The 23,624-nt window shown below is 43.9% G+C and carries 32 protein-coding genes; 2 read left to right on the plus strand and 30 right to left on the minus strand.

Annotated features, from left to right (window positions below; translation table 11 throughout):
- Nucleotides 1–14 precede the first annotated feature (14 nt).
- Together QYB97_RS21070 and QYB97_RS21075 are read right to left on the minus strand one after the other, a co-directional pair.
- Complete coding sequence (locus QYB97_RS21070; RefSeq protein WP_301168001.1) at nt 15–383, minus strand: hypothetical protein; 369 nt, start codon at nt 381–383, stop codon at nt 15–17.
- A 97-nt stretch (nt 384–480) separates the two neighbouring features.
- Entirely contained in the window at nt 481–1,305 is an 825-nt protein-coding gene (locus QYB97_RS21075; protein WP_301168002.1) for an MBL fold metallo-hydrolase, read from the minus strand.
- A 127-nt stretch (nt 1,306–1,432) separates the two neighbouring features.
- Between QYB97_RS21075 and QYB97_RS21080 the strand changes: the two genes are divergently transcribed.
- Nucleotides 1,433–1,591, plus strand: coding sequence for a YjcZ family sporulation protein (locus QYB97_RS21080; protein ID WP_301168003.1), 159 nt, complete (start codon nt 1,433–1,435; stop codon nt 1,589–1,591).
- 119 nt (nt 1,592–1,710) lie between these two features.
- Here QYB97_RS21080 and QYB97_RS21085 read toward each other — a convergent pair whose 3' ends face one another.
- The 21 genes from QYB97_RS21085 to QYB97_RS21185 all read right to left on the minus strand — a co-directional run bounded on the left by QYB97_RS21085 (nt 1,711) and on the right by QYB97_RS21185 (nt 17,164).
- Entirely contained in the window at nt 1,711–2,280 is a 570-nt protein-coding gene (locus QYB97_RS21085; RefSeq protein ID WP_301168004.1) for a manganese catalase family protein, read from the minus strand.
- Nucleotides 2,281–2,301: 21 nt separating this feature from the next.
- A complete protein-coding gene (locus tag QYB97_RS21090; RefSeq protein ID WP_301168005.1) occupies nt 2,302–2,556 on the minus strand; it encodes a spore coat protein CotJB in 255 nt (84 codons plus the stop codon).
- A 6-nt stretch (nt 2,557–2,562) separates the two neighbouring features.
- On the minus strand, nt 2,563–2,787 hold the full coding sequence (locus QYB97_RS21095; RefSeq protein WP_301168006.1) for a spore coat associated protein CotJA: 225 nt from the start codon (nt 2,785–2,787) through the stop codon (nt 2,563–2,565).
- A gap of 156 nt (nt 2,788–2,943) precedes the next feature.
- On the minus strand, nt 2,944–3,630 hold the full coding sequence (locus QYB97_RS21100; protein WP_301168007.1) for a zinc metallopeptidase: 687 nt from the start codon (nt 3,628–3,630) through the stop codon (nt 2,944–2,946).
- 28 nt (nt 3,631–3,658) lie between these two features.
- Complete coding sequence (locus tag QYB97_RS21105; RefSeq protein ID WP_301168008.1) at nt 3,659–4,339, minus strand: sporulation protein; 681 nt, start codon at nt 4,337–4,339, stop codon at nt 3,659–3,661.
- Nucleotides 4,340–4,443: 104 nt separating this feature from the next.
- On the minus strand, nt 4,444–5,100 hold the full coding sequence (gene modB, locus QYB97_RS21110; RefSeq protein ID WP_301168009.1) for a molybdate ABC transporter permease subunit: 657 nt from the start codon (nt 5,098–5,100) through the stop codon (nt 4,444–4,446).
- A gap of 129 nt (nt 5,101–5,229) precedes the next feature.
- On the minus strand, nt 5,230–6,036 hold the full coding sequence (locus QYB97_RS21115) for a hypothetical protein (RefSeq protein ID WP_301168010.1): 807 nt from the start codon (nt 6,034–6,036) through the stop codon (nt 5,230–5,232).
- Between the two features lie 216 nt (nt 6,037–6,252).
- Nucleotides 6,253–7,647: a nucleoside recognition domain-containing protein gene (locus tag QYB97_RS21120; protein WP_301168011.1), complete on the minus strand. Its 1,395-nt coding sequence runs from the start codon at nt 7,645–7,647 to the stop codon at nt 6,253–6,255.
- A complete protein-coding gene (locus tag QYB97_RS21125) occupies nt 7,644–8,339 on the minus strand; it encodes a FeoB small GTPase domain-containing protein (protein ID WP_301168012.1) in 696 nt (231 codons plus the stop codon). Before QYB97_RS21125 ends, QYB97_RS21120 begins: the two co-directional genes overlap by 4 nt.
- Nucleotides 8,332–8,583: a FeoA family protein gene (locus QYB97_RS21130; RefSeq protein WP_301168013.1), complete on the minus strand. Its 252-nt coding sequence runs from the start codon at nt 8,581–8,583 to the stop codon at nt 8,332–8,334. Before QYB97_RS21130 ends, QYB97_RS21125 begins: the two co-directional genes overlap by 8 nt.
- 139 nt (nt 8,584–8,722) lie before the next feature.
- Nucleotides 8,723–9,295: a 5' nucleotidase, NT5C type gene (locus QYB97_RS21135; protein ID WP_301168034.1), complete on the minus strand. Its 573-nt coding sequence runs from the start codon at nt 9,293–9,295 to the stop codon at nt 8,723–8,725.
- A 16-nt stretch (nt 9,296–9,311) separates the two neighbouring features.
- Nucleotides 9,312–10,406 carry a bifunctional diaminohydroxyphosphoribosylaminopyrimidine deaminase/5-amino-6-(5-phosphoribosylamino)uracil reductase RibD gene (gene ribD, locus QYB97_RS21140; protein ID WP_301168014.1) on the minus strand — a complete coding sequence of 365 codons (1,095 nt, stop codon included), beginning with the start codon at nt 10,404–10,406 and terminating at the stop codon, nt 9,312–9,314.
- A complete protein-coding gene (locus QYB97_RS21145) occupies nt 10,399–11,157 on the minus strand; it encodes a GTP cyclohydrolase II (protein WP_301168015.1) in 759 nt (252 codons plus the stop codon). The genes ribD and QYB97_RS21145 overlap by 8 nt, the downstream gene beginning before the upstream one ends.
- 125 nt (nt 11,158–11,282) lie before the next feature.
- Nucleotides 11,283–12,065, minus strand: coding sequence for a sulfite exporter TauE/SafE family protein (locus QYB97_RS21150; RefSeq protein ID WP_301168035.1), 783 nt, complete (start codon nt 12,063–12,065; stop codon nt 11,283–11,285).
- A gap of 30 nt (nt 12,066–12,095) precedes the next feature.
- On the minus strand, nt 12,096–12,323 hold the full coding sequence (locus QYB97_RS21155) for a sulfurtransferase TusA family protein (RefSeq protein WP_301168016.1): 228 nt from the start codon (nt 12,321–12,323) through the stop codon (nt 12,096–12,098).
- Nucleotides 12,324–12,339: 16 nt separating this feature from the next.
- The gene (locus QYB97_RS21160; RefSeq protein ID WP_301168017.1) at nt 12,340–13,467 is read right to left on the minus strand and encodes an MBL fold metallo-hydrolase; all 1,128 of its coding nucleotides are present in this window, start codon (nt 13,465–13,467) and stop codon (nt 12,340–12,342) included.
- Nucleotides 13,468–13,470: 3 nt separating this feature from the next.
- Nucleotides 13,471–14,043: a sulfurtransferase TusA family protein gene (locus QYB97_RS21165; protein ID WP_301168018.1), complete on the minus strand. Its 573-nt coding sequence runs from the start codon at nt 14,041–14,043 to the stop codon at nt 13,471–13,473.
- A 52-nt stretch (nt 14,044–14,095) separates the two neighbouring features.
- On the minus strand, nt 14,096–14,392 hold the full coding sequence (locus QYB97_RS21170) for a rhodanese-like domain-containing protein (RefSeq protein WP_301168019.1): 297 nt from the start codon (nt 14,390–14,392) through the stop codon (nt 14,096–14,098).
- 16 nt (nt 14,393–14,408) lie between these two features.
- Nucleotides 14,409–14,891, minus strand: coding sequence for a DsrE/DsrF/DrsH-like family protein (locus QYB97_RS21175; protein WP_301168020.1), 483 nt, complete (start codon nt 14,889–14,891; stop codon nt 14,409–14,411).
- Between the two features lie 112 nt (nt 14,892–15,003).
- The gene (locus tag QYB97_RS21180; protein WP_283892922.1) at nt 15,004–15,264 is read right to left on the minus strand and encodes a metal-sensitive transcriptional regulator; all 261 of its coding nucleotides are present in this window, start codon (nt 15,262–15,264) and stop codon (nt 15,004–15,006) included.
- A gap of 481 nt (nt 15,265–15,745) precedes the next feature.
- Entirely contained in the window at nt 15,746–17,164 is a 1,419-nt protein-coding gene (locus tag QYB97_RS21185; protein ID WP_301168021.1) for a SpoVR family protein, read from the minus strand.
- Nucleotides 17,165–17,310: 146 nt separating this feature from the next.
- Here QYB97_RS21185 and QYB97_RS21190 point away from each other — a divergent pair, with 146 nt between their 5' ends.
- On the plus strand, nt 17,311–18,018 hold the full coding sequence (locus tag QYB97_RS21190; RefSeq protein ID WP_301168022.1) for a DUF421 domain-containing protein: 708 nt from the start codon (nt 17,311–17,313) through the stop codon (nt 18,016–18,018).
- Nucleotides 18,019–18,052: 34 nt separating this feature from the next.
- Here QYB97_RS21190 and QYB97_RS21195 read toward each other — a convergent pair whose 3' ends face one another.
- From QYB97_RS21195 to QYB97_RS21225, 7 genes are all read right to left on the minus strand, one after another.
- Nucleotides 18,053–18,376 carry a YnfA family protein gene (locus tag QYB97_RS21195; protein ID WP_301168023.1) on the minus strand — a complete coding sequence of 108 codons (324 nt, stop codon included), beginning with the start codon at nt 18,374–18,376 and terminating at the stop codon, nt 18,053–18,055.
- A 365-nt stretch (nt 18,377–18,741) separates the two neighbouring features.
- Nucleotides 18,742–19,365, minus strand: coding sequence for a DedA family protein (locus QYB97_RS21200; protein WP_301168024.1), 624 nt, complete (start codon nt 19,363–19,365; stop codon nt 18,742–18,744).
- Between the two features lie 138 nt (nt 19,366–19,503).
- Nucleotides 19,504–20,460: a magnesium/cobalt transporter CorA gene (gene corA, locus QYB97_RS21205; RefSeq protein WP_301168025.1), complete on the minus strand. Its 957-nt coding sequence runs from the start codon at nt 20,458–20,460 to the stop codon at nt 19,504–19,506.
- A gap of 29 nt (nt 20,461–20,489) precedes the next feature.
- Complete coding sequence (locus tag QYB97_RS21210; RefSeq protein WP_301168026.1) at nt 20,490–21,617, minus strand: MGDG synthase family glycosyltransferase; 1,128 nt, start codon at nt 21,615–21,617, stop codon at nt 20,490–20,492.
- A gap of 23 nt (nt 21,618–21,640) precedes the next feature.
- Nucleotides 21,641–22,219, minus strand: coding sequence for a DedA family protein (locus QYB97_RS21215; protein ID WP_301168027.1), 579 nt, complete (start codon nt 22,217–22,219; stop codon nt 21,641–21,643).
- A 1-nt stretch (nt 22,220) separates the two neighbouring features.
- The gene (locus QYB97_RS21220) at nt 22,221–22,943 is read right to left on the minus strand and encodes a polysaccharide deacetylase family protein (protein ID WP_301168028.1); all 723 of its coding nucleotides are present in this window, start codon (nt 22,941–22,943) and stop codon (nt 22,221–22,223) included.
- On the minus strand, nt 22,940–23,479 hold the full coding sequence (locus tag QYB97_RS21225; RefSeq protein WP_301168029.1) for a Chromate resistance protein ChrB: 540 nt from the start codon (nt 23,477–23,479) through the stop codon (nt 22,940–22,942). Before QYB97_RS21225 ends, QYB97_RS21220 begins: the two co-directional genes overlap by 4 nt.
- Between the last annotated feature and the right edge of the window lie 145 nt (nt 23,480–23,624).

Genomic DNA, 23,624 nt, shown 5'->3' on the forward strand with positions numbered 1-23,624 from the left:
TACCTATCTGCTGATTACCACCAAAAACGTCTGAATCCTCTGAAGCCCCAGAACGGAAAACCGAACAGACCGAAGCCTGGCAAAAACGGACCTGCGAAAAATGGAAAACCAAATCCTAATCCAAAGCCCGGGAAGAAACGCTGGGCCTCATCCCTGTTCTGCGTTGGCATGATCAGATAGATGTTATCATTATCATGGCTGTGAATTCTGCCCTGATATACCTTTCCATCTGACATTTCAATTTCGCAGTTCGCACCTGCATACTGCTTGCACATCTTCATCCAATTTTCTTTATGGCCGTGATGATGATGATGATGATGCATCGCTTTGTTGTCCTTCGGCATCTGATAGCCTGGCTGAATATTGCTGTTGTGTTCGTACAAAGTAGATCCTCCTTGTGTGGTATATAGCCAGATTATTCAGCTAAGACAAGGGTGGTTACCAAAATGGTTGATTGACCCGTCCGTAAGGCTTTAATTCCTAATCATCTTCGTTAACGTATTTTCCATGCTCTGGAACGGCAATATCATAGAACCGGTCGACCAGCTTTTCCAGGCTTGTCCCGAGAAGCTGGCAAGCCATCGGAAGACCATGCCCTGTCACAGCCAGCTGGGGTTTCAAGGCTGCCAGTTTCCTCACCGACTCGTACGCCGCATCCCAGTCTGTTGTTAAATACTTAGGCGGACCGCTGATCTCCTGCTTTTGGGTCATCACCTTGTACAAAGATTCCTGCTTAACCGTAACAAACGCATCGCCGGCAATCAGCGAGGCATCACTTTCCCTAAAGAATGATACATGGCCTGGCGTATGACCGGGCGTATGGATCCAGCGCCATCCTTTCATAAAGGGAATCGTGCCGTCTTCGGGCAAAGGGACTACCTCATCTTCCAGATGCAGCGCTTCATTTGGAAACATGGGGGCCATGCTTGAAACAAGGCCGCCGCCGACAGACGAATCCGGCTTGGGATAATCCTTTTTCCCCGTTAAATAAGGCAGTTCTAAGATATGGGCATAGACCGGCACCTTCCACCTCTCCACTAAGTCCCTTAAAGCTCCTGTATGGTCAAAGTGACCGTGGGTAAGGATGATGGCTCTTGGCCGTGTCCCTTCTCCAAACCGTTTTTCTGCTTCTTCTATAATTTTGTCCGCTGATTTTGGCATGCCTGCATCAATCAGCACCCACTCATTCTGTGTTCCTGCAAATACAACGTTAACAATCTGTACGGGAAAATAGTACAGATCCGGCATGACCTCCTGGCCAATACCACTGGCAATGGATGTTACCGGAATAAAGGATTCTTTCATGCTGGGGCCTCCTTGTTGTCATTGTCTTCTGAAAATCCCAATACCACCAAGGCATCGGCACATTTCACAGCTTGCCTGAACCAAAAAAACCAAGCCATCATATTCTAAGTTTGAGGAGGTGTAAACTATGGGTTATTTTGGCGGCGGCGGAATTTTCGCCTTGCTGGTCGTGTTGTTTATTCTTTTGGTTATCGTTGGTTGCGCTTGCTGGGGCGGCTATGGCGGTTTCGGCGGCTTTGGTGGCGGCTTTGGCGCAGGCGGTATTGGATACGGCGGGATCTATTAATTCATGTTTTACCAGAGTACAGGAAAAGCACGGGAACTTCTTTCCCCGTGAAAAAGCAAACAAAGGAACGGCAATGGAAAAAAAGATGTTTCTCACAGGAGAAACATCTTTTTTCTTTATTAAAATACCTTCTTACGGTCCCGCTCTTCTTTTAAGATTTCCACCGCTTCGCGGAAACGCTGAGAATGAACAATTTCTCTCTCTCTCAAGAAGCGAAGCGAATCATTTAAATCCACATCGTCAGACATATCTATTATCCACTGATAGGTAGCCCTTGCTTTTTCTTCAGCTGCAATATCTTCATAGAGGTCCGCAATAGGATCCCCTTTTGCCTGGATATACGTGGCCGTGAACGGCACTTCAGCAGCATTGGAGTAGAACAGAGCTTCACCGTGATTCACATAGTGATCAGCTAATCCTGCCTGCTTCAGCTGGTCAGGGGTTGCATCTTTTGTCAATTTATAAATCATGGCCGCAATCATTTCAAGGTGGGCGAATTCTTCGGTCCCTATATCATTCAAAAGGCCGACAACTTTATCGGGAATCGTGTACCTCTGGTTCAAATAACGAAGCGCTGCTGCAAGCTCCCCGTCTGCCCCGCCGTATTGCTCAACCAAAAATTTGGCAAGCTGAGGGTTGCAGCTGCTTACTTTAACCGGATATTGAAGTTTCTTTTCATAAACCCACATTTTGGATCTCCCCCTTTATTTTTAAACCTGCCATGGCCACGGTGCCTTGCTCCATGTCCAGTGGTCGTCAATTCCGTCTGCCCGGATGGATCCGAACTTCTGCTCAAAAGGTTTCAACAGCTTCTTTTTTTCCTCTGAAAGTTCTGTCAGCTGTTTGTACGCATCTTGATCTTCAGGGTGGGTGTCCAAATACAAATTGAGTTCTGTGATTGCAAAATCAATGGCCTGTATCTCTTCCAGCATCGAATAGTATTCCTTAGGCAACGTCTTTGGCATCACTCTTCACCCCTTCAGCTTTTGATTTTTTTCATATGGATCGTACAGCGCAGGCCATAAAGTGCCTTTTTGCAAAGCTTCTTTTGGTGAGAACTGCGGGAGTTTTTCCGGCTGAAATCCCATATACAAATGGGGAGGAGTCGAATAATGCTTTTCGCCTGGATCCGGACACGGGTCATCAGGGCTGTGGTAAGGATGATACGATTTGGTATAAACCTGGTTCTTAGCCAAAGATAAAACCTCCTATTGAAATAGTTGGTTACTGCTTGTCTCTTAATAAGTACATGGTTCAGTTATGTATCCCACACTTGGAAATTCTCTAAACTACTTATTTATAATTAATATAAAAAAGCCCCCTAAAAAAGGGAGCTTTTCCTCCAGAGTATTTTATTCTTCACGCTGACCCTGAAAAAAGATCATCACGAATTTCAGCAGTTCCAATAAGGAAATGAGGGCAGCAGCCACATAAGTCAGGGCTGCGGCATTCAGCACCTTATTTACGCCGCGTTCCTCATCATTCCGGATAAATCCTTCAGCCAGAAGATATCGTTTCGCACGTGAGCTCGCATTAAATTCCACCGGAAGGGTCACCAGCTGAAAAAGAACAGCAATGGAGAACAACACAATGCCCACTCCAATTAATTGGAATTGCTGAAGCAAAAGTCCACCCATCAATAAAAAAGGAGCAACACCTGATGTGAGATTAACAAGCGGAAACATGCGATGGCGGAAAACAAGGGCTCCATATGACTGTTTATGCTGAACGGCATGCCCTACTTCATGGGCCGCCACGGAAACGGAGGCAATCGAATCACCATAGTACACGGACTCTGATAGACGCACCACTTTTGAAACGGGATCATAATGATCGCTCAGCATTCCCGGCACGGGTTCTACCGGTATATGTGAAAGCCCATTCTGATCAAGTATGGACCGTGCCACCTCTGCACCGGTTCTTCCCGAATAGGCACTGACCTGCGACCACTTTTTAAAATTTCCTTTTACTTTGAATTGGGCCCATAATGAAATGGCAAATGCGATAATAATCAGAAAATCCATCGGATGAAAAAACATTTTTACTCCTCCTCCATATTGCTAAAACTTATTCCTTGGTCATGTAAACCAGTTTTTCTTTCAACGCTTCTTCCACACAGATTCTGCTTTTCAGCTGTGCGGCAGACAGGAAAATTACGAGCCCGGAATCAGCTTTCCGGTGATTCTCAAGCTTTATCACACTGAAAAAGATGTCCATTCCGTCCTTTTTTGTCATAGCGGAAAACTCGAACTTAAAAACAGAAGAGGCAAAACGAAAAATCTGTTTATTGCCATTTAAAAATCCTGACTGCTGCATTTCATGAAAACCAAGCGCCCCAAGAGCATAAAAGACCTGCAAAAATTCATGCCGCCCTTTGATGCATATGGGCAGCATATAACTCCGCCCTCTGTTTTTCCCTCCCCGGACACCCGCCTGTACTTTATATGAAATATGGGTACAGGAAATCGGCAGATCCTCTGGCAAACAGGCGGAAAACGAAAGAATGAATCCATTTTCATTCTGTTTCCGTGTTTCGGTTATTTCTTGTAATTTGATAGATTTTTTGGTGCGCAGCTGCCCATCTTGATATTCCAGAATCAGTTCAAAATCAATGGCACATCCCTGTTCCGGAACGACTCCATTTCCTATGCTCCATTGCCCCTCAAGCTTCCCACCAGGGTAAAAAACAGATGAATCCAAAGCTGGGCCAGCTTCCTTTTTTAATTTAGAAACAATTCCTTTGATCATAATCTGCCTTTCTAGTGCTGCATTTAAAGTTATATACGAATAAAGGGGCGGAAGGTTTCAACTTTTGCGCAAACAAAAAAAGGAGGCCGAAGCCTCTCTTTTCATTAGCGTTTAATTCGGTATGCTGCTGTAAGCATCGCAAAAGAAATGACAATACTTGCGAGGACCAGCGTCCAGGCTTCTTTCATATGACCTGAATCAATGGCAAGGTAAATTGCAGTCGGAATGGTCTGGGTGCGCCCGGGGATATTTCCGGCAAACATCAGGGTAGCGCCAAATTCTCCAAGCGCTCTTGCAAAACTTAATATGGCTCCCGAAACAATGGATGTATAGGAAAGAGGAACAGTAATAAAGAAAAATACGCCCCATTTGCCTGCTCCATCCACTCGGGCAGCATTCTCAATATCCTGATCAACGGCTTCAAACCCTGTCTTTGCCGATTGGTACATGAGAGGAAAGGCAACAACACTCGAAGCAAGCACTGCGGCCCACCAGGTAAAAATAACAGGCTGTCCAAACAGCATTTCTATGAATTGGCCAACCGGACTTCGTTTTCCGAAGACGATAATGAGCAGAAACCCTATGACGGTTGGTGGAAGAACGAGAGGCAGCATTAATAGTGTTTCAATAACAAGTTTTCCTTTAAACGACTTGCCTGCCATCCCCTTCCCCAGCATTACGCCCGACAATATAACGATAATCCACGCGGAAGCGGCAACGGTAATGGACAGATAGACCGGCGGCCAAATATTTGCTAGCATAGTTTCTCCTTCATTTTATGCATCAAACAACGTATGTACTGAATTTCAAAGAATCTTATCAACCTCCATTATAGCGAAAAAGCGGACAGTCAACAAAAAGACAGCATTGGCTTTACCCATGCTGCCTTTTTAATAGAAGGGACTTTCATACAAAGAAGACTTGATCACCGGCTTAAACGGCAGCCTGTATTTTTCCAGCACCGACTGAACCACTTCCTTCAGCCAGTCCGGACTGGTTGGAGACACGTACACTTCGTCAATCAATGTGTGTAAATTGCAATCAACATACGCTCCATCTTTATGGTTAAATCTCCGATGGTTTGGATCATCGAAGGCAAGCAGACGGATTTCGTTTTCATGGCTGAAAGACCGTCGTTTGTAGAACAAGGTTTCATACGGATTGAGACTCGCCATCTCCGAATTAAAGTTAATATATTGAACCTGCCCCACATAGGTTCGGAAGCGTTTGTCACTGATACTCGTAAACAGCTTATCAAGCGTGGAACAGACGGCAATCCCTTCATCTGATTTCAAATAAAGGTTCCACATCCCCGCTGATTCCTCTTCGTTCAAATGCCAGCAATTAACCCCCACATAATCATGCATTTGCTTAATATATTCATGGAGCTGCCTTCTTTTTTCGGCTTTTGAGAGATTCTCATCCACGGGTACGGTTCGATAAGACAACGGGTCATTGAGGATATTGTTGACGTCCAAAGCAGAATAGCTGCCTTCATGATTGTCCACAAAAAGGGAGGGTTTCGGAAAGAACAGCGATTTTTGATAAAGCATGCTGACAAACTTTGCAAAGTCCATGTACTTCCATATCTTTGAACTGCCCGATACTTTCCGGCTGTTCTTTATATTGTAGGTCGTATTTTGATCGAACTGAGACTGGAATTTGACCAACGCTCTTTCCGCCCAGTATTCACTCATACCGCAGTCCTTCCTTCTTGTTTTTTCTGCACACTGTCTATAGTTATGCTTGCAGACTCCCCATTATTACCGGCTGTAAAGGTGCTTCTTTTATTCCCTCTGTTTTCAGGATGATAAACATGGACTTCAGATACTCTTACCATGTTGTATCCTAAAAAATCTTTAAAGAATGTACTAAAAAAACCAGAACCGGTCCGACTGGTTCTGGTTTTCAAATTATCCAAGCAGCCTTACACTTTGTGCGATAACAAATGTTACAAAGATGGCGATTACGGTTGGAATGAGGAAAGAAAGAAAGGTCCATTTCATGCTTTTTGTTTCTTTATAAATGTTGACCAGTGTGGTGCCGCATGGAAAATGAAGCAGTGAAAACAGCATCATATTCAATGCAGTGAGCCAGGTCCAGCCATGGTCCACAAAAATTTGTTTCAAATCTCCCAGGTTATCAACCTCTGTCAAGGCTCCTGTAGAAAGATATCCCATAATCAAAATGGGCAGGACGATTTCGTTTGCAGGCAGTCCGATCAGAAATGCCATCAGAATATAGCCGTCAAGACCAAGCATCTGACCAAAGGGGTCGAGGAAGTTAACGATATGCATGAGCACGCTCGTATCACCAGCATTCACATTCGCCAGTACCCATGTCAGTATGCCTGCCGGTGCAGCTACCTTTACAGCTCTTAGCAGCACAGCCCATGAACGCTCAAGTGATGAGCGAATGACTGTTTCCCAAAACTTTGGACGTCTGTAGGCAGGAAGCTCAAGTGTATAGTGGGTAGGCACTCCTTTGAGAGCCGTCTTGGATAATACCCAGGAAACCAAGAAAGTTACAAGAATTCCGAACATCACAATGCCTACGATGACAGATGTTGTAACAAGGGACTTCGCTCCCCCTGTATATCCTGCCGCCATAAAGAGGGAAGCCAGCACAATAAGGGTTCCCCAGCGGCCGTTGCACGGAACAAAATTATTAGTCAGGATGGCCAGCATCCGCTCTCTCGGTGACTCAATAATCCGTGAAGACATCATGGCTGCTGCATTGCAGCCAAATCCCATGGCCATCGTCAGTGACTGCTTGCCGTGTGCGCCCACTTTTTTAAAGATACGGTCCATATTAAACGCTACCCTTGGTAAATATCCATAGTTTTCAAGCAAAGCGAACGTTGGGAAAAAGATCGCCATTGGCGGCAGCATCACACTAATAACCCAGGTGGTGCCGCGGTACAATCCCAAAACAAGAACTCCATACAGCCACTCCGGAGCTTTCACCCAATCGAAGAATGCTGCAATGTAATTTTCCAGCCATCCGAAAAATCGGGCAATCATATCTGATGGAATATTGGCGCCGGCAATCGTAAGGTAAAAAACAATGCCCAGCATTACCATCATGATGGGAAAACCCCAAATAGGAGAGGTGAAAACAGCATCCAGCTTTTCCGTACGGCGGTCCCGTTTGGTTTTAGTATGCTGTACCCCAGCCTCGCACAGGCGCTTGCTTTCCTGGTACAGACTGCCCACAATTTTATCACGAAGATCCGGAGATGAAAGCTGCTGCGCCCTCTCATAGAGAGCATTCAGATCTCCTCTTGAACCTGCCAGTTCTGAATTCATGCGGTTCCCTCCTTTACCTTCAGCCTTGATTTCAATTCATCCAGCAAAGATTCATCTCCATCCAGCAGCCGCAAGGCCACCCAGCGGGAAGAGATACGGTCCTCAACCAGATCAGCTACAAGAGGCTCCAAGGAAGCGATCTTTGCTTCAATGTCTTTGTCATATGTCAACCGCGCTGGTTCGCACTTGATTTTGCCCTCCGCCAGACGTTCAATGGTGTCGAGCAGCAGGGGAAACCCTGCTTTGTTCCGGGCTGAAATTTTAATAACAGGGACACCAAGCCGGCGGGTCAGTAACCGTTCATTGATCGAGATGCCTCTCTTTTCCGCCTCATCCATCAAATTAATGCAAATGATCACATTTTGCGTCATTTCCAATATTTGCAGAGCAAGGTTCAGGTTCCGTTCAAGAGAAGTGGCATCAACCACAACAAGTGTCACATCCGGCTTTTCAAATACGATATAATTTCTTGCCACTTCCTCATCACGGGAATTGGAGAAGATGGAATACGTTCCCGGCAAATCAATCATTCTGTAATTTTTCCCCTTATGAAGTAAGGTTCCTTCCGCAAGCGAAACGGTTTTGCCGGCCCAGTTTCCCGTATGCTGCTTTAATCCGGTCAATGCGTTGAACAACGTACTTTTTCCCGTGTTTGGATTTCCGGCCAGTGCGATTCGGTACGAATCATTCATGTTTCATCAGCTCCCCTTGAATCTTCGAACTTTCTTCTCTCCTGAGGGCAATGGTGGTCTGGCTGACACGAAAAGCAATCGGATCGCCCAGCGGACTTTTCCGTATAACCTCCACAACCGCACCTGGTACAAATCCAAGATCCAGCAGCCGCCTTCTCATCACACCTTCGATATCCATGGAGGTAATCTGTATGAAGTCGCCATTCTTCCCTTCATAAAGGGTGATACAGTTAGTCTTATCCACTTCTTTTTCCCCCACTCTTATTTGTTTCCTTCGCGCAACATTTGCTTATATCATATGTATATCCAATGGTTTTGTCAATGTTTCCTGCAAAATAAAAAAAGCCCCCTGAATTCCAGGGGGCTTCTTATCACATTTAGTTTTATTTTTCTTCTGAAGAAAGAAGTTCTTTAAGCTCTTTCCAATGTAACAGCCGCTCACCGTGTAAATGACGGTTGTACGACTGGTCCCTGACAACCACTCTCAAGGAGCCTCCTGACAGGGTATCAAGCACGCCGGGTTTATCGTCAAAATAGAAATCAAGGCCAAGCTCCTCAATGATTTTTACTTTTTCATGATCCTTCATCCCGCAATAAAATTTATCGTCATCAACCGGAAACCCTTGCTTCTTCATCCAATTCATCGTCCGTTCACCATGTTCTCCCGGACGAGCCGTAATGTAGTATATCTCATGTCCCTGTTCCTTCAACTCCAGCAAGGTTTCCACTGCATCGGGATAGGGCGGGCATTCAGAGAAATAGATTTCTTCACGCAAGGTGTTCCACATTTCTTTTCCTTCCACATTCGTAAGGCCAAATGGCTCATGGATTTCTACTGTTTTCAGTGCATCGAAAACATCCTGGGCCAGATTTCTGTTCAATTTCTTGTTATAAATTGTAAAGGCATAGCCTCTCAAATTAATTAACGTATCATCAATATCAAAGCCAAATTTCATCATTGATCTCCTTCGGTTACTTGTAAACTGGATATCCTGTAAACTTAAAATCAACTCCAACCTGTTCCACTGCCATGTCACGAAGATCCACTGCTCCGCTCATCAGGTCAGCACCTTCTCCTTCAAGAAAAGTCGGCGACAGGCTTCCGCCAAGGAGTTTTGGGGCCATATAGACCACAAATTTGTCGATGAGCTTCTGCTCAAGGAACGAAGCATTAACGGCTCCTCCGCCCTCAATCATTACAGACGAGATTTGCTTTTCTCCAAGAAGGCGTAAAACTTCTTCAGGATTGACCTTCCCAGAACGGCTTTTTGTTGTGAATATGGAAACACCCAATTTTTCAAGCTCGCGGCGCTTCTCTTCTCCCGCCTGTTCAGTCGTAAAAATCCAGGTTTCCACTTTCTGGTCCTGCACCACTTTCGCTGACACCGGAATCCTTAAGGTGGAATCCAAAATTACCCGAATCGGGTTGCGGCCGTTGGGAATACGGGCTGTCAGCTCCGGATCATCCTTAATCACGGTGTTGACGCCAACGAGGATTGCCATGTTTTCATTCCGAATCTGATGAACGTCCAATCTGGCAGCTTCTCCGGTAATCCATTTGCTGTCGTTCGTTGCGGTGGCGATTTTCCCATCGAGGGTGGCAGCTGATTTTACCGTGACAAAAGGGAGCTTTTGCACAATAAATTTATTGAATACTTCGTTCATCCTTTGTGATTCCTTCTCCATGACACCAGTGATAACTTCAATACCGGCTTCTTTAAGAATGGCGGCTCCCCTTCCCGATACGAGCGGATTCGGATCCAGACTTGCAATCACCACCCTGCTCAGTCCCGCTTTTACAATCGCTTCAGCACAGGGACCGGTTCTTCCATAATGGGAACAAGGCTCAAGGGTCACATAAATCGTTCCTCCTTTCGCCTTCTCACCCGCCATTCTGATGGCATGGATTTCAGCATGAGGCTCTCCGGGCTTCAAATGAGATCCAATTCCCACAATACGGCTCTCGTTGACAATGACAGAACCGACCATAGGGTTTGGGTCGGTCTGCCCTTTCATGGCTCGGGCGTTTTCAAGCGCTAATTTCATGTAAAAGGTATGATTAGTCATTCGGGCAGCTTTCCTCCTCTTTTAGATGGCCGGAACGGGAAACCTTGGTTTTCAGATAGCTGGCGTTATACTCCGAGACATCTCCCCATAAAGGTGTTCTGCCTGAAAGCAGCATGCCGGATTTTTTTAACGCTTCCAGCTTTTTCGGATTGTTAGTAATCAAGGTTACCGGTTTGGTTCGCAATGTTTTTAAAACCGAGATCGCATCCTCATAGTTCCGGGAGTCATCCACAAATCCAAGGTTCACATTTGCTTCTACTGTATCATAACCACTTTCCTGGAGCACATAAGCCATCGCCTTTGAAAACAGCCCAATTCCCCGGCCTTCATGATTAGCCAGGTAAAAGAGCGCTCCTGTTCCATGATTTTTGATCATCTGCATTGATTTTTTCAGCTGAAAGCCGCAGTCGCAGCGCTTGCTTCCGAAGATATCCCCGGTATGGCAAATAGAATGCATGCGAATGGGCGCATCTTCTCTGTTTTTAAAATCGCCATAGACAAGCACGCTTGACTGTTGATATTCAGCAAGATTTGCAGAAGATAACTTCCCAATAATTTCTTCAATATTCTCTGTAACCTGTTCGCGGGCAAGCCAGCAATACCACTGAAAAACAACGGTCTCTCCAGACAGGTTAACAGGAAGACGAATAGGACCGACAAGGTAAATGCCGCCCTTTTCGGATGTTTTAATTAATTGAATTTTATTTTTTAACAATGAAATCACATCAGGCTTAAGAATAGGTTGTTCCATCTTGATGTATCCCCTTTTGTTTATTGTTACGTGTTTTTACCGATCTATACTGGATTATACACCATCAACAAACGAAAAGTAAGTATATAGCAAAAGGAAAGCCGCTCTTTAAGCGGCTTTCCTTTTTAATGAGTAAGAATATCCAGCCATATCTTGAGCGCTGTTCCTGCAATCAAGATGGCCAAAATCGTTTGAAGCACTTTTGTGTTGATTTTTTTTCCGGCTTTTACCCCGAGAGGTGCTGCAATCAGACTGACAATCAGCATAAGGACGGCAGGATGATACAGGATCTGCCCTGTTGCTGCTTTGCCAATCAGGGAACCAATGGACGAAAGAAATGTGATTCCCAGTGAGGTTGCAATCGTCACCCTTGTTGGCAGCTTCAGGACGACCAGCATGATCGGTACCAGGATAAACGCTCCTCCTGCCCCCACAATTCCGGCAAAAACCCCAACTGTCAGCGCTAATGCTCCTGCTAACTTTTGGTTAAACACCAGCTCTGAACGGGGATCGTGGACTCCTTCTTTTTTGGGAAAAAGCATAAGAACGGCCGCAATGACTGCCAGCAATCCATAAATGATATTAATAGCCTTTTCCGTTAACAGATGAGAGCCAAATCCTCCAATGAAACTGCCTGTTAAAGAGCTTAGTCCCATGATCAACAAAAGCTTTGTATCAATAAAACCGCCCTTTCGGTACGCCAGCAGTCCGGCAAGCGTGGAAAAGAATACTTGCACCGCCACAATTCCCGAAACATAATGAGCACCAAAACCTGCATATCCGAGTAACGGAGGAACATACAGAAGAATGGGGTAATTAATAATTGCTCCGCCAATGCCGAGTAAACCTGATATAAAAGAGCCAATAAAGCCGATTATAAATATCGTTATGAGATAACCTGCGTCCATTGCCATGATTTCACCCCGTGTTCCCCAAGATTATTTCTTTTGGATAAAGAAAACAAATACTCCATTATCCTCATTCATTTCAAGCAGTGTATGCCCGCCTGCCTTTGTCCAGGCAGAAAGGTCACTCTTTGCCCCTTTGTCTGTGGCATGAACCTCCAGCACCTGTCCGGATTCAAGCTTGTCCATTGCCTTTTTTGTTCGTACGATGGGCATTGGACAAGCCAGTCCCTTCGCATCCAGTAATTGATCTGATTTCATTTTCATTACCTCCTTTTTAGTCCTGTATGGCGCATCGGTTCGGACCGATTTCCATCTCCTGCTGTGCCTCTTGGTCAGGGCTTAATTTACCCATGTTGGTCTTCCGGATTTCCTGATAGGCATTCGGTTGAGGAGGAAGGTTTTCAGTAACTGCCTTTCTGAATTCCAATTCATTTAAATGAAAGCCATCATTCTTTTCAAACAAGTCGCCGAGTACTGCTTTAACCTCTCCACGGTCTCCAAGCTCTGAAACGTTAGAATAGTGAGCAGGCAGAACAATAAGATTGTCTGGAAGCTCTCTATAGTTATGATACAGTGTGTTTCTTAAGTCTCCAACCCAATCTTCTGCTTTTCCGGCCAAATCAGGACGGCCAATGGATTTTACAAACAAAATATCACCGGTTAATAAATACGTGTTATCAATAAGAAGTGTTGTACTGCCGGAAGTGTGTCCCGGTGAATGGATTGGTTTAACTGAAACCGATGTGCTACCGACAGTAATGGTTTTGCCCTCTTCCAGCGGAGTGTATGAAAACGCAACATCATCCGCATCCTTCGGCGGGAGAAAGTACGTGCTTCCTGTTTTTTCTGCAAGCAATCGTCCACCCGAAATATGGTCGGCGTGCAGATGAGTATCAACCGCATATTTTATCACTAACCCTTTTTCAAGTACAAACGACTCATAAGGTTCGATCATTCTTGCAGGATCTACAATCATTGCCTCTCCATCCGATTCAATCAGGTAAGACAAACAGCCCTTTCCTATCCGGACAAACTGGTATATGGCACCGCCATTATTTAGATTACCAATCTTTACAGGCCTTAGATATTCGCTCCATGATTTCATGCCCCCTTCAAGATAGGAAACATCCAGCCCATCTTCTGACAGCATTTCTGCCACCATGACAGATGAACCTTCTTTGGCACAGACCACTAGAATTTCTGTATCCTTCGGGAGTTGCTCCAGGATTTCATCTACTCCGTCCAAAAGCTCAAAATAAGGAATATTCAAGTGCTGAATCGTTGCACCTTCGATTTTCCAATCCTGGAAAGCATCTTCATTCCTTACATCTAAAATAAACAGTTTGTTTTTTTGGATGATACGGCTTGCTACCTGTGCCGCGGTCCATTTTTGAATTCCCATTCTTTATCCCTCCAATTTTGTAATAGGTCCCTGCCATTCGCTCATACCCGGTAGAACGTTGATGACGTTTTTGAACCCTTCTTCTGTCAGCTTCTGTGCCGCAAGATCGCTCCTGGTCCCTGTCCGGCATACGACATATACACTGGAATCTTGTTTTAACTCATTTAAACGGCCGTTTAATTCCCCAAGCGGCAAGGATACCGCACCAGGGATATGGCCAAAGGCATATTCTGCAGACTCTCTGACATCGAGGATGACAGCATCCTTTTCATGCTCCATTACATTAACCAGTTCTTCGTTGGAAACCACGTGAGGATGCTGCTTTTCTGCTTTTTCCTCTTCAGCTGTGGCTTTGCGAATATAGTGTTTCAGAACTCCGTTTTCTTCAATGGTGCCTAGATAATGATGGCCGCTGCCCGTAGCCCAGGCTTTCATATCAGCCTTTGATCCCTTGTCCGTGGCCTGCACCTCAATTACTTCACCCGCTCCCAATTCCTTAATCGCCTTTTTTGTTTTGACGATCGGCATCGGACACGCGAGTCCCTTCGCATCCAGCATTGCGTTTGATTTAATCAAATTAATTCCTCCTTGTATACCCAACAGGGTATATTTATTTACAAAAAAAATATTATTCTGTCGGTCCTTCCCATTCGAGCATGCCGCCAGCCATATTGATCACATGAAAACCGTGGCTCTCGAGCAGCTGGGAGCCTTTAAAACTTCTACCACCCGAACGGCAAACCATAATGTACTCCTTTGCTTTATCCAACTCGTGCATACGAAATTCAAGCAAGCCTAACGGAATATTTATGGCGTTAGGCATTTTCCCTGCCTTAACTTCTTCTGTTTCTCTTACATCAATTATGTTCAGATTGTCTTTACTGTTCAGTAATTGCTCTATCTTTTTTGGTGTTATTTCTTTCATCTTTCTGAATCCTCCCTTAGATAAACAAATTTACATTTCCTTCGGACGCTTCCCCCAAATAAGCTGCCACACCGGCGTAATCAATGCCATCCATCAGCTCTTCCTGCTGCAGCCCGAGCAAATCCATGGTCATCGTACAGGCAATTAGATTAACATCCTGCTCTTTCGCCATTTCAATCAGTTGGGGCAAGGTCATGGCATTATGCTTCTTGATGACATGTTTAATCATTTTCGGGCCCATTCCGGCAAAATTCATTTTCGACAATCCCATTTTATCCGCATGGCCAGGCATCATTTTAGCAAACATCTTTTCAAGAAAACCTTTTTTAACGGAAAGCGGTTCATCCTTTCGCAGAGCATTCAATCCCCAGAATGTATGAAAGATTGTTACTTCATGATCATAGGCTGCCGCCCCGTTTGCGATAATGTACGCTGCCATGGCTTTATCATAATCCCCGCTAAATAAAACAATCGTTGTTTTCTTTTTTCCTTCAGACATTCATCATCTTCTCCTTTTTACCCTTGGGGGTATAAATTAAAATAAAAAATTTTACCTATACCTGTATGGGTATACTATAACGTAAATAAAAAGTTCGTCAACCCGGAACTTTTTATCTGCTTTTAATCAGCAACTCTACTGCTTCCTTCACTAAATGTTCTGTGGAAGCTCCTTTTTCAACGTTTTCCCTCACACACTGCTCAAGGTTTTGACTGACAATGACACCCATTGTGCGGTCCATCGCATTTCTGGCTGCAGACAATTGCGTCACAATTTCGCGGCAGTCTTTGCCTTGTTCCATCATGGATAGAACGCCTTTGATCTGGCCTTCAATTCGTTTAAGGCGGTTTTTCACACCGTTATCATATTCCATTCTTTACACCTCTTTCCTTCGTTAATTGCAAATATATCCGGCTACTTGGTGGCCTTTCGCCGTTAACAACCTCAATGCTAAGTTCCTCTCAGTCCTATTGGATGAAATAAGATAAAGTTCTGTAAAAGGAATCTCGTCATGATATCTGTTAAGGTATGGATACGGTATATTAAAATGGCTGTTGTCTGCTGTATTGTAGGGTCTTATATCCAATATCACCTTATCATCAGTATTGGAAACCGAACCGATTTCCACACAGGGGATTCTTCTTATGGGAATAAGACGCCTGATCAGCGCAAATACAATAGCCAGTGCAATGGCACCTAAAAAATACTGCATGTTACAAACACCGTCTTTTTTAATGTGACTTTATGTCCATATTATACCCCCATAGGTATAAAGTCAAGAGGAGTGTTTTCCACAGCATTCTTTCCATAAAAAAAGCATCACATTGACTTATGTGATGCCCTTTTGAAGGAGATTATAAATATTTTCTGTGCATGCTCTTTCCGTCATAGGTAAACAGCACGGGCTTATCTTCAATCCTGGTTTCCATGTGCACGGGACGGCCCCATAGCTGATTGATGTAAGGAAGCACCTTTTCAAGATATTTCACATCCAGTTCAATGTCTTCGTACGAGTGCTTAATGTAAAGTTCCCCATTTTTTAAATAGTCCCCATCATTAACTGTCAAATAAGGAAATCCACCATTCACCCTCATGCCCACAAGCTGATCGCGGACTGCTTCCCATTCTTTGTCCACAATTTTATAGTCCCGCCCCTGCTTTTGGAATAAATACATATCCTCGCGCTGGCACAGTTCCTTTGTTAAATAATTTCGAATAAATGACATGTCGGATTCCAGTTCCCGCACTTCAAACATTTTCTCACGGCCCGATCCAGGCTTTACCCCCTGTCTAATTAATTCTTCATCAGGATTGTTATAACGATCCTCAATATCTTTAAAAATCTGCAGCCCCATGTAATACGGGTTGATGGACGTTCTCGATGGCTGGACCACTCCCGCGTTTAGTTTTGCGAACTCAATGGTTTCATGAGAGGTCAGATCCATTTCCTGCAGAATTTTGGCGTGCCAATACGATGCCCAGCCTTCGTTCATTATTTTCGTTTCCAATTGAGGCCAGAAATAGAGCATTTCTTCCCTCATCATGGAAAGGATGTCCCGTTGCCAGTCTTCGAGCTCGCGGCTGTATTCTTCAATAAACAGCAGAATGTCTTTTTCCGGCTGGGGAGGAAAATGCTTCTTTTTCAAAAGTGATGGCTGATTTCGTTTGCTTTTTGATTCATCTATATTCCATAGATCATCATAGGGTGTTTCTTTTTTCACCGGTTCTTCCTGCTCTTCATCTTCCAGGTTATAGCTCAGCCGGTTACGGACGATGGAGGGATCGATATGTTCCTGAATGGCAAGCACCGCGTCCAGGAACACTTCAACTTCCTTTTTTCCGTGAATGATTTCATACTGGGAAACCCGTTCTGCAGTGGCGGTCATGCTGTCCACCATATCGCGGCGCGTATTGGAAAAACGGACATTGTTTTTGAAGAAATCGCAGTGAGCCAGCACGTGGGCGATGATCAGTTTATTTTGGATCAGAGAGTTGGTATCCAATAAAAAGGCATAGCAGGGATCCGAATTGATCACCAGTTCATAGATTTTACTTAAACCCAGATCATATTGCAGCTTCATTTTGTGAAATTGCTTCCCAAAACTCCAGTGAGAAAAACGAGTCGGCATTCCATACGCGCCAAATGTATAAATAATATCCGCCGGGCAGATTTCATAACGCATCGGGTAAAAGTCGAGGCCGAATCCATCCGCGATTTCTGTAATCTCAGCGATTGCATTTCCGAGCTCTTTATTTTGCTCATCCCAAGACATGCTTGTTCCCTCCTCTATCATCTCTTACTTTCAATTTATGACGGACACGGCCATTTCATGAAGGAAGGAGGCAAACTTCTGCGGCCAAGTATGAGTCTCGCAACATTGTGTCCATAATATATGTACATTTACAAGAGGTGAAACGTATGGCATTCATTTATAAACCCTTTTTTATTTTCTTATTTGGTTATATTTTTTTAAGGATGACAGGCAAAAAAGCTGTATCGCAAATGCACAGCTTTGACATGTTATATATTTTGATCATCGGGAATGTCATCAGTCAGCCGCTGCAAAAAGACAGTGTATGGAAAGCCCTGCTGTTTACGGCCGTCATCGTTCTTTTCTATAAACTATTCATGTGGCTGTCGCTCAACAATAAATTGCGATGGACATTATTTGAGAGTCCGACTGTTCTCATCCGAAACGGGGACATCGACCGCAAAGGATTAAAGAAAGTCCGGCTGCCCATTGACGAACTGCTTGCCCAGCTGCGTGTAAAAGGCTTTACCGATACCCGGAACATCGCGCTCTGTGCGATGGAAGACAATGGGCAGATCAGTGTCATTCCAAAATCCAATTTCCGGCCCGTTCAGCCCGGTGATTTAAAAGTAAAGGTGAAACGCGAATTTATTCCTATTCCAGTGATTATGGACGGACAAGTCATTGACCATAACCTAAAATACTTGAAATTGGACAGAGAATGGCTTCTAAAGCAGGTAAAACAAAAAGGTGCCGACGTCCAGAATGTGATGCTTGCCACGATTACCGAATCAGGGACACTCCACATTGACACCAACAATCCTCATAATGAAGATAAAGGTCCCTATTCCTATAAGCCTGGTGAAGATAACTAAAAGACAGCATCCCCTTTTGGAATGCTGTCTTATTTCAGCTTCTCGGCGCCCATAACATAACGGTTACACCGATCAGGCAGATAAATGCCCCTACCCAGTCATAAACGTCCGGTACCTTCTTATCAATGGCCCAGCCCCACAGCACGGCGAGTACAATAAAAACGCCTCCATAGGCTGCATAAACCCGGCCAAACGACGGAAAGCTCTGAAGCGCCGGGATGATTCCGTATAAAACGAGAATCAGGCTGCCCGCAATGGCATAACCGATCGGCTTGTTCTCTTTGATCGTCAACCATACCAAATACCCTCCGCCGATTTCAGCAAGTCCTGCCAGTAAAAATAAAATTACAGCTTTCATTTTATTCCCCTTCCGATAAACTGCTTTTCCCATTATCCAATAAATGAAAAGAAAATGCCACCCATCAAAAAGACCGGCTCTCTTTCGAATTCAGTAAGGGCAAGTAATAGCAACCGAATGTTTAGAAACCAACCAAGCAGGCAATATTAGTTTTAGAGAAAAGGAGGAATGACAAATGACCTTTTTATGCAGCGTACTTAGTATATTTGGAATTGCTCTCCTGAACGAAATAAGGCATGCCAACCAAAAAAAATCACCGGCAAAGCACAGGTTGCCTTCAAAAAAACCTATCCTATAACAAAACCAGCCCACCCGGCAAGTCCGGGTGGGCTTTCGCATGAATTAGAAATCAGCAACCTATTCTCTCATTTAGAATGCTTGTGAAGGCGGGGCAAATGATGTTTATTCTGTTTGGCATAGCGGCATGCCAAGGGTAATGCAAAGATGATGATTCCGGCAGGCAGTATCCAGCTGTAAGAGCGAAAATACGTTTGAATAAGGGTGAGATGTTCCCCATATTGACTTCCGATGGAGAAATAAAAAACAGCCCAGAGAAAACCGGCCGGATAGGTGAGTAAGGCGAAACGGTGATATGGGAGGCGGTTGCTTCCTACGATAAATGGCATTAATAGCCTCAACCCTGGAATAAAGAAGCTTAACACGAGAATTCTCTCTCCCCACTGGTCAAGCAGGCGGGATCCCTTTTGCATTCCCTTTCTGATTCGGTGAAATCTATAAAGTTTCCGGACAACCGCTGTGCCACCATACCTGCCGAGCATATAACTCAATGTTAAAACAGAACTCACACCAAAATAGGTTGCGATGAATGAAAAGGCTGGATTTAGCTGCACTTTATTTGAAAGCATTCCGCTGGCCATCACAACAAATTCATTGGGAACGGGAAGCCCGAGAAGTCCAATCCACGATAGAAAGAACACGCCAAGGTAGCCATGATCTTGAAAAAACTGAAAAAAGAAGCCGTAATTCATGGTCTCCGCCTTCCTTCCTGCTGGCTATTCATAAGAAGTGCCGGCCTTTCCTTTTACCTTCTCTACCCTTTTTCCTTGTTGGGGTCACCCGTTTTCACAATATTTATTTGTAAATTTTTTGTTTTCCCACGCTGGGGATTAGTCCTGGTCAAACCAGCCTTTTTTTCTAAACCAGAAATACATGCTCAGTCCCAGAACCAGCATGCAGCCCAGCACAAAAAAATAACCTCCATGCCTCTGCAGCTCAGGCATATACCGAAAATTCATTCCGTAAATTCCGGCAATAAACGTTAACGGCATAAAGATAGTAGTAATGACCGTGAGGGTTTTCATAATGTTATTCATTTTATAGGAATTAAGTGATATATAGTTATCACGGATATCCGATGTCATTTCCCGGTTGGAATCAATCATCTCGCTTAATTTTATGAGATGGTCATAAATATCATGAAAATACGCTTTCTTATTCTCGTTGATAATTAAACGTTTGGACTCCAAAATCCGGTACATTAAATCACGCATTGGAAAAATAGAACGGCGAACCTTCAAAAGATCGCTGCGAACATCAAATGTTTGTTGAATGAGAGAGTGCTTGTTTCCTCTTTCATAATTGTTTTCAATGTCAAGCAGGTGGTCTTCTATGTTCTGGACAATAGGGAAATAGGTATCCACAATTTTATCCATGATTTTATGCCCTACCTCAATGGGTCCGATTGAGGAGAAATTTTTAAGCGCCGCAAAGTAATTCCACGTGGAGTCCATTTCTGCCAATGGGTCATAATGAAATGAGACGATGAACTTATCGCAGATAAAAATGTCCACTTCCTGTGCAGCAAGGGACTCGGTATGAAGGGCATGCATAACAAAAAAACTGTATCCCTGATAATACTCGAGTTTAGGACGCTGAAGAAACTGCAGGCAGTCTTCAATGGCCAGGGGATGAAACTTAAAATAAGAACTGAGAAGGCTGATCTCCTCGGAACTGGGATTGATAAAATCGACCCAATACCACTCAATCGTATCCCCCGACAGATCTTCAAAAGATGGCTGAAGTTTGAGCTCATTATTTTTTGTGACGGCCATTATTCTAAGCATTGATGCCTCCCCGGATTAATAAAAATGATTCAGACTGGCTGTACTTTTAGCATCGGTGTCTCATTCAGCAGATTGAGCACTACTTCATAGGCACTTTTTTCCTGATGATTTTCAAAATAGCTCATTTTATTCAAGATTCCCTTAACTTCCGGTTCATTTTCAAGTACAGACGCAATTTGATCTTCTAATGGCATTTCCTCATTCAGCTGGATGATGAGTTTCTCACTGATAAGTTTTTGCAAATTAATCTGTTCCTGTCCCGGCAAAGCCGAATGAACAAAAATAGGCAATCGTTTTTTTAGAGCTTCACTGACGGTGATTCCCCCGGGCTTTGTTACAATGGCATCCACCTGTTCATAAAGATGGTTCATTTCCGATCTCGTAGAAATATAGCCCCTTGGCTGAATATTCGGGTGGTTCCAGGAGGAGAGTTCCTTATAAAGCTTCTGGTTTTTACCGCAGAGAACCGTGTAACGGTAATTCGAATCCGGTTTGATCTGTTTTAAGAATCCTTTGATCTTCCCAAGCCCAATGCTTCCCCCTGAGATTAAGATATGCTTTTTTAAAGCGGGCCTTCCAGAAAAATAGGCTCTTATGTCCTCATTCACAGGAATTCCCGTAATGAAAATCTGTTTGCTGTTAATTTGGTGTGTGTTGATCAGCTCTTTTTTCATGGAGAGATCGCTTACGAGATGGTAATCAATTCCCCTTTTTCCCCAAATACCATTTATAAAAAAATCCGTATACACATTCACTACAGGAATGTGTATCAATCCCCGGCGTTTAAGCCGGCTGATGATGGACGAGGGAAAACAATGCGTGCATACAATGACGTTCGGTTTCTCCTCCTTCAGCATACGCAGCATTTTATGTTCAAACATAAGCAGCTGATGCGGAGGCATAAGTCTTTTTTTAGCTGGTGAATACATCACATGATGATAGATCCAATCATACGTTTTTGGCATCATATGGATCCATTTTAAATACGTAGTTGAAATGACTTTTTCCAGCGGCTTATTCCAGTAGCTGAGAAAGTCGATTTTTTTGCAAACCACCTGTTCATCACTGCATTGCTCAATAGAAGACATTAAAGCATCTGCAACCTGATGATGACCGGAAGGCATTTGGAATAAAGGTAAAAACAATATTTTCTTCATGGTACATCCTCCTTACAAACCTTTTACGCCTTGTTTGTAAATTTCTTTCTGAATACGGTTAGCACGAATAACAGCAAAGCAGCTGCGGCGATCCAGGGCAAATAGGATAACTTGACCTGGCCGCCAAAGAAATAGCCGATGCTGATAAAGGCAGCCGTCCAGGCACCGCTCCCAAGAACCGAAAGCAATGCATACCGTAAAAAGGAATATGTGCTGATTCCTGCAATATAGGGAGCCAGCTGACGAAGACCGGGAAGGTAAAAGCCGAATAAAAGGGTTGTAACAGCATGTTCATGAAACCTTTTCTCCACAGCTTTCCACCGCTCCGGTGTTATTTTAATAAATTTTCCGTACCGCTCAATAAAAGGAAGCCCCAATTTGCGGCCGAGCCAGTACGAAGCAAACATACCTGCAAGGGTACCTATAAATGCATAAAGAAAGCTCGTTCCAAACTCGAGGTGCCCTTTTGCCACAAGCACTCCAACCAAAAATAAAAAGGATTCTTCCGGAGCCGGAATGCCTGTAATCCCGCAGAATAACACCAGTAAAATAATCCAATGACCGTAGTTCTGCATATAGGAAATAACGGTATCTAAACTCATATTAACCTCGTTTGTTGTTTGTTTTCTTTAGTTCTTCCAAAGACATGCCAATGTATCCTTGGCTTTTGGCAAATTCCAAAAACTCCCCTAATGCCTGAAGCATGACAGACGGAGCTTCATCATCTGCACCCGGATTTTCACCATTATCATGAAGCAAATAAATACAGCCGCTGTGCAAGTTCTTCTTTAACTTTGCCGCCAGCTTGTCCTTTCCCTGCTCCGCCTTCCAGTCCCCAGTAATGGAAGACCACATGATGACCTGATATTCTCTTGAAAGCGGAAGTGAAAACAAATTAAATCTTCCCCAGGGAGGACGGTAAAAGCAGGCTTTTTCACCTGTCGCATGCTGAATGACAGATGCACATCTGCTGATTTCTTTTTTCAGCTTTCCCGGTGTTAAAAGCCAGCTGTTTGAGTGAGATTGATGATGAATGCCAACCGTGTGCCCTTCTTTACTCATCCTTTTAAGCAGGTCAGTATCCCTTTGGGCCCGTTCACCAACTATGAAAAATGCAGCCGGCACTTTATACGACTTTAACAGGTCCAGCAGTTGTGGTGTATACACGTAATCCGGGCCATCATCAAATGTAAGAAAAAATTCTTTTCTTTCTGCTGTCCCTCTTTTGATAATGCCAACCGAAAACAGCCTGATCCAAATCGTAGGTATCAAACCATAGATCAAAAAGAGAAGCACAACTACACAAATACAATATAGAATTATCATTTCCCTTTTTGTGCCCCTTCTAACTTATCTGCAGCATCCGCTTGCGAATAAAGCTCTTCTTCGCACTTTTTCAGGCACGCTTTGGCTTGAAAAGACAGTTCGTGATTAAAGAAATCTCTTTTTAAAATTTTTCTGAGCTGCCTTTTTAACCGCATGAGCTCCATTTCGCTGTCATCAATATTAAAAAAGTTATCTGCTTGCCTGTTTATATCCTGCCCGTAGTGAGTACAACTCTCCAGCCAATTATGGTACTCTTTTGCTATCTGCTCATTAAACAGTTTAATGAGTTCCTCCTCGGAGTAATGGGAGAACTTCAGGATCTCTATCATAAAAGATTCCCCGCCATGATCCTTAATCAGGGTATGCAGTTTGTTCAGCTTATTCCCTACATCCCCCATCTTCGGGACAAGACAAACTGACTGCTGTATATAAAGTACACCAAGTGTTTTTAAATTTCTCCATACCCTGACTCTGAGTGTGGAAGGCTCTACAGGGACTTTATAAGAAAACAAATACCACATTCTGCTTTCTTCCATTTAATTTCACACCTTATCATCCGTGTCATGTAGACATGATAACATAAATAACAATTGTTTCAAGGCAATACGAAACAACTGTTTCATTTATGAGTTGTTTTAGTTATTTAAAAAAGAGGAAGAACGCTGTGTATGCGTCTTCCTC

This window comes from Fictibacillus fluitans (genome assembly GCF_030418125.1).
GTDB lineage: Bacteria > Bacillota > Bacilli > Bacillales > Fictibacillaceae > Fictibacillus_C > Fictibacillus_C fluitans.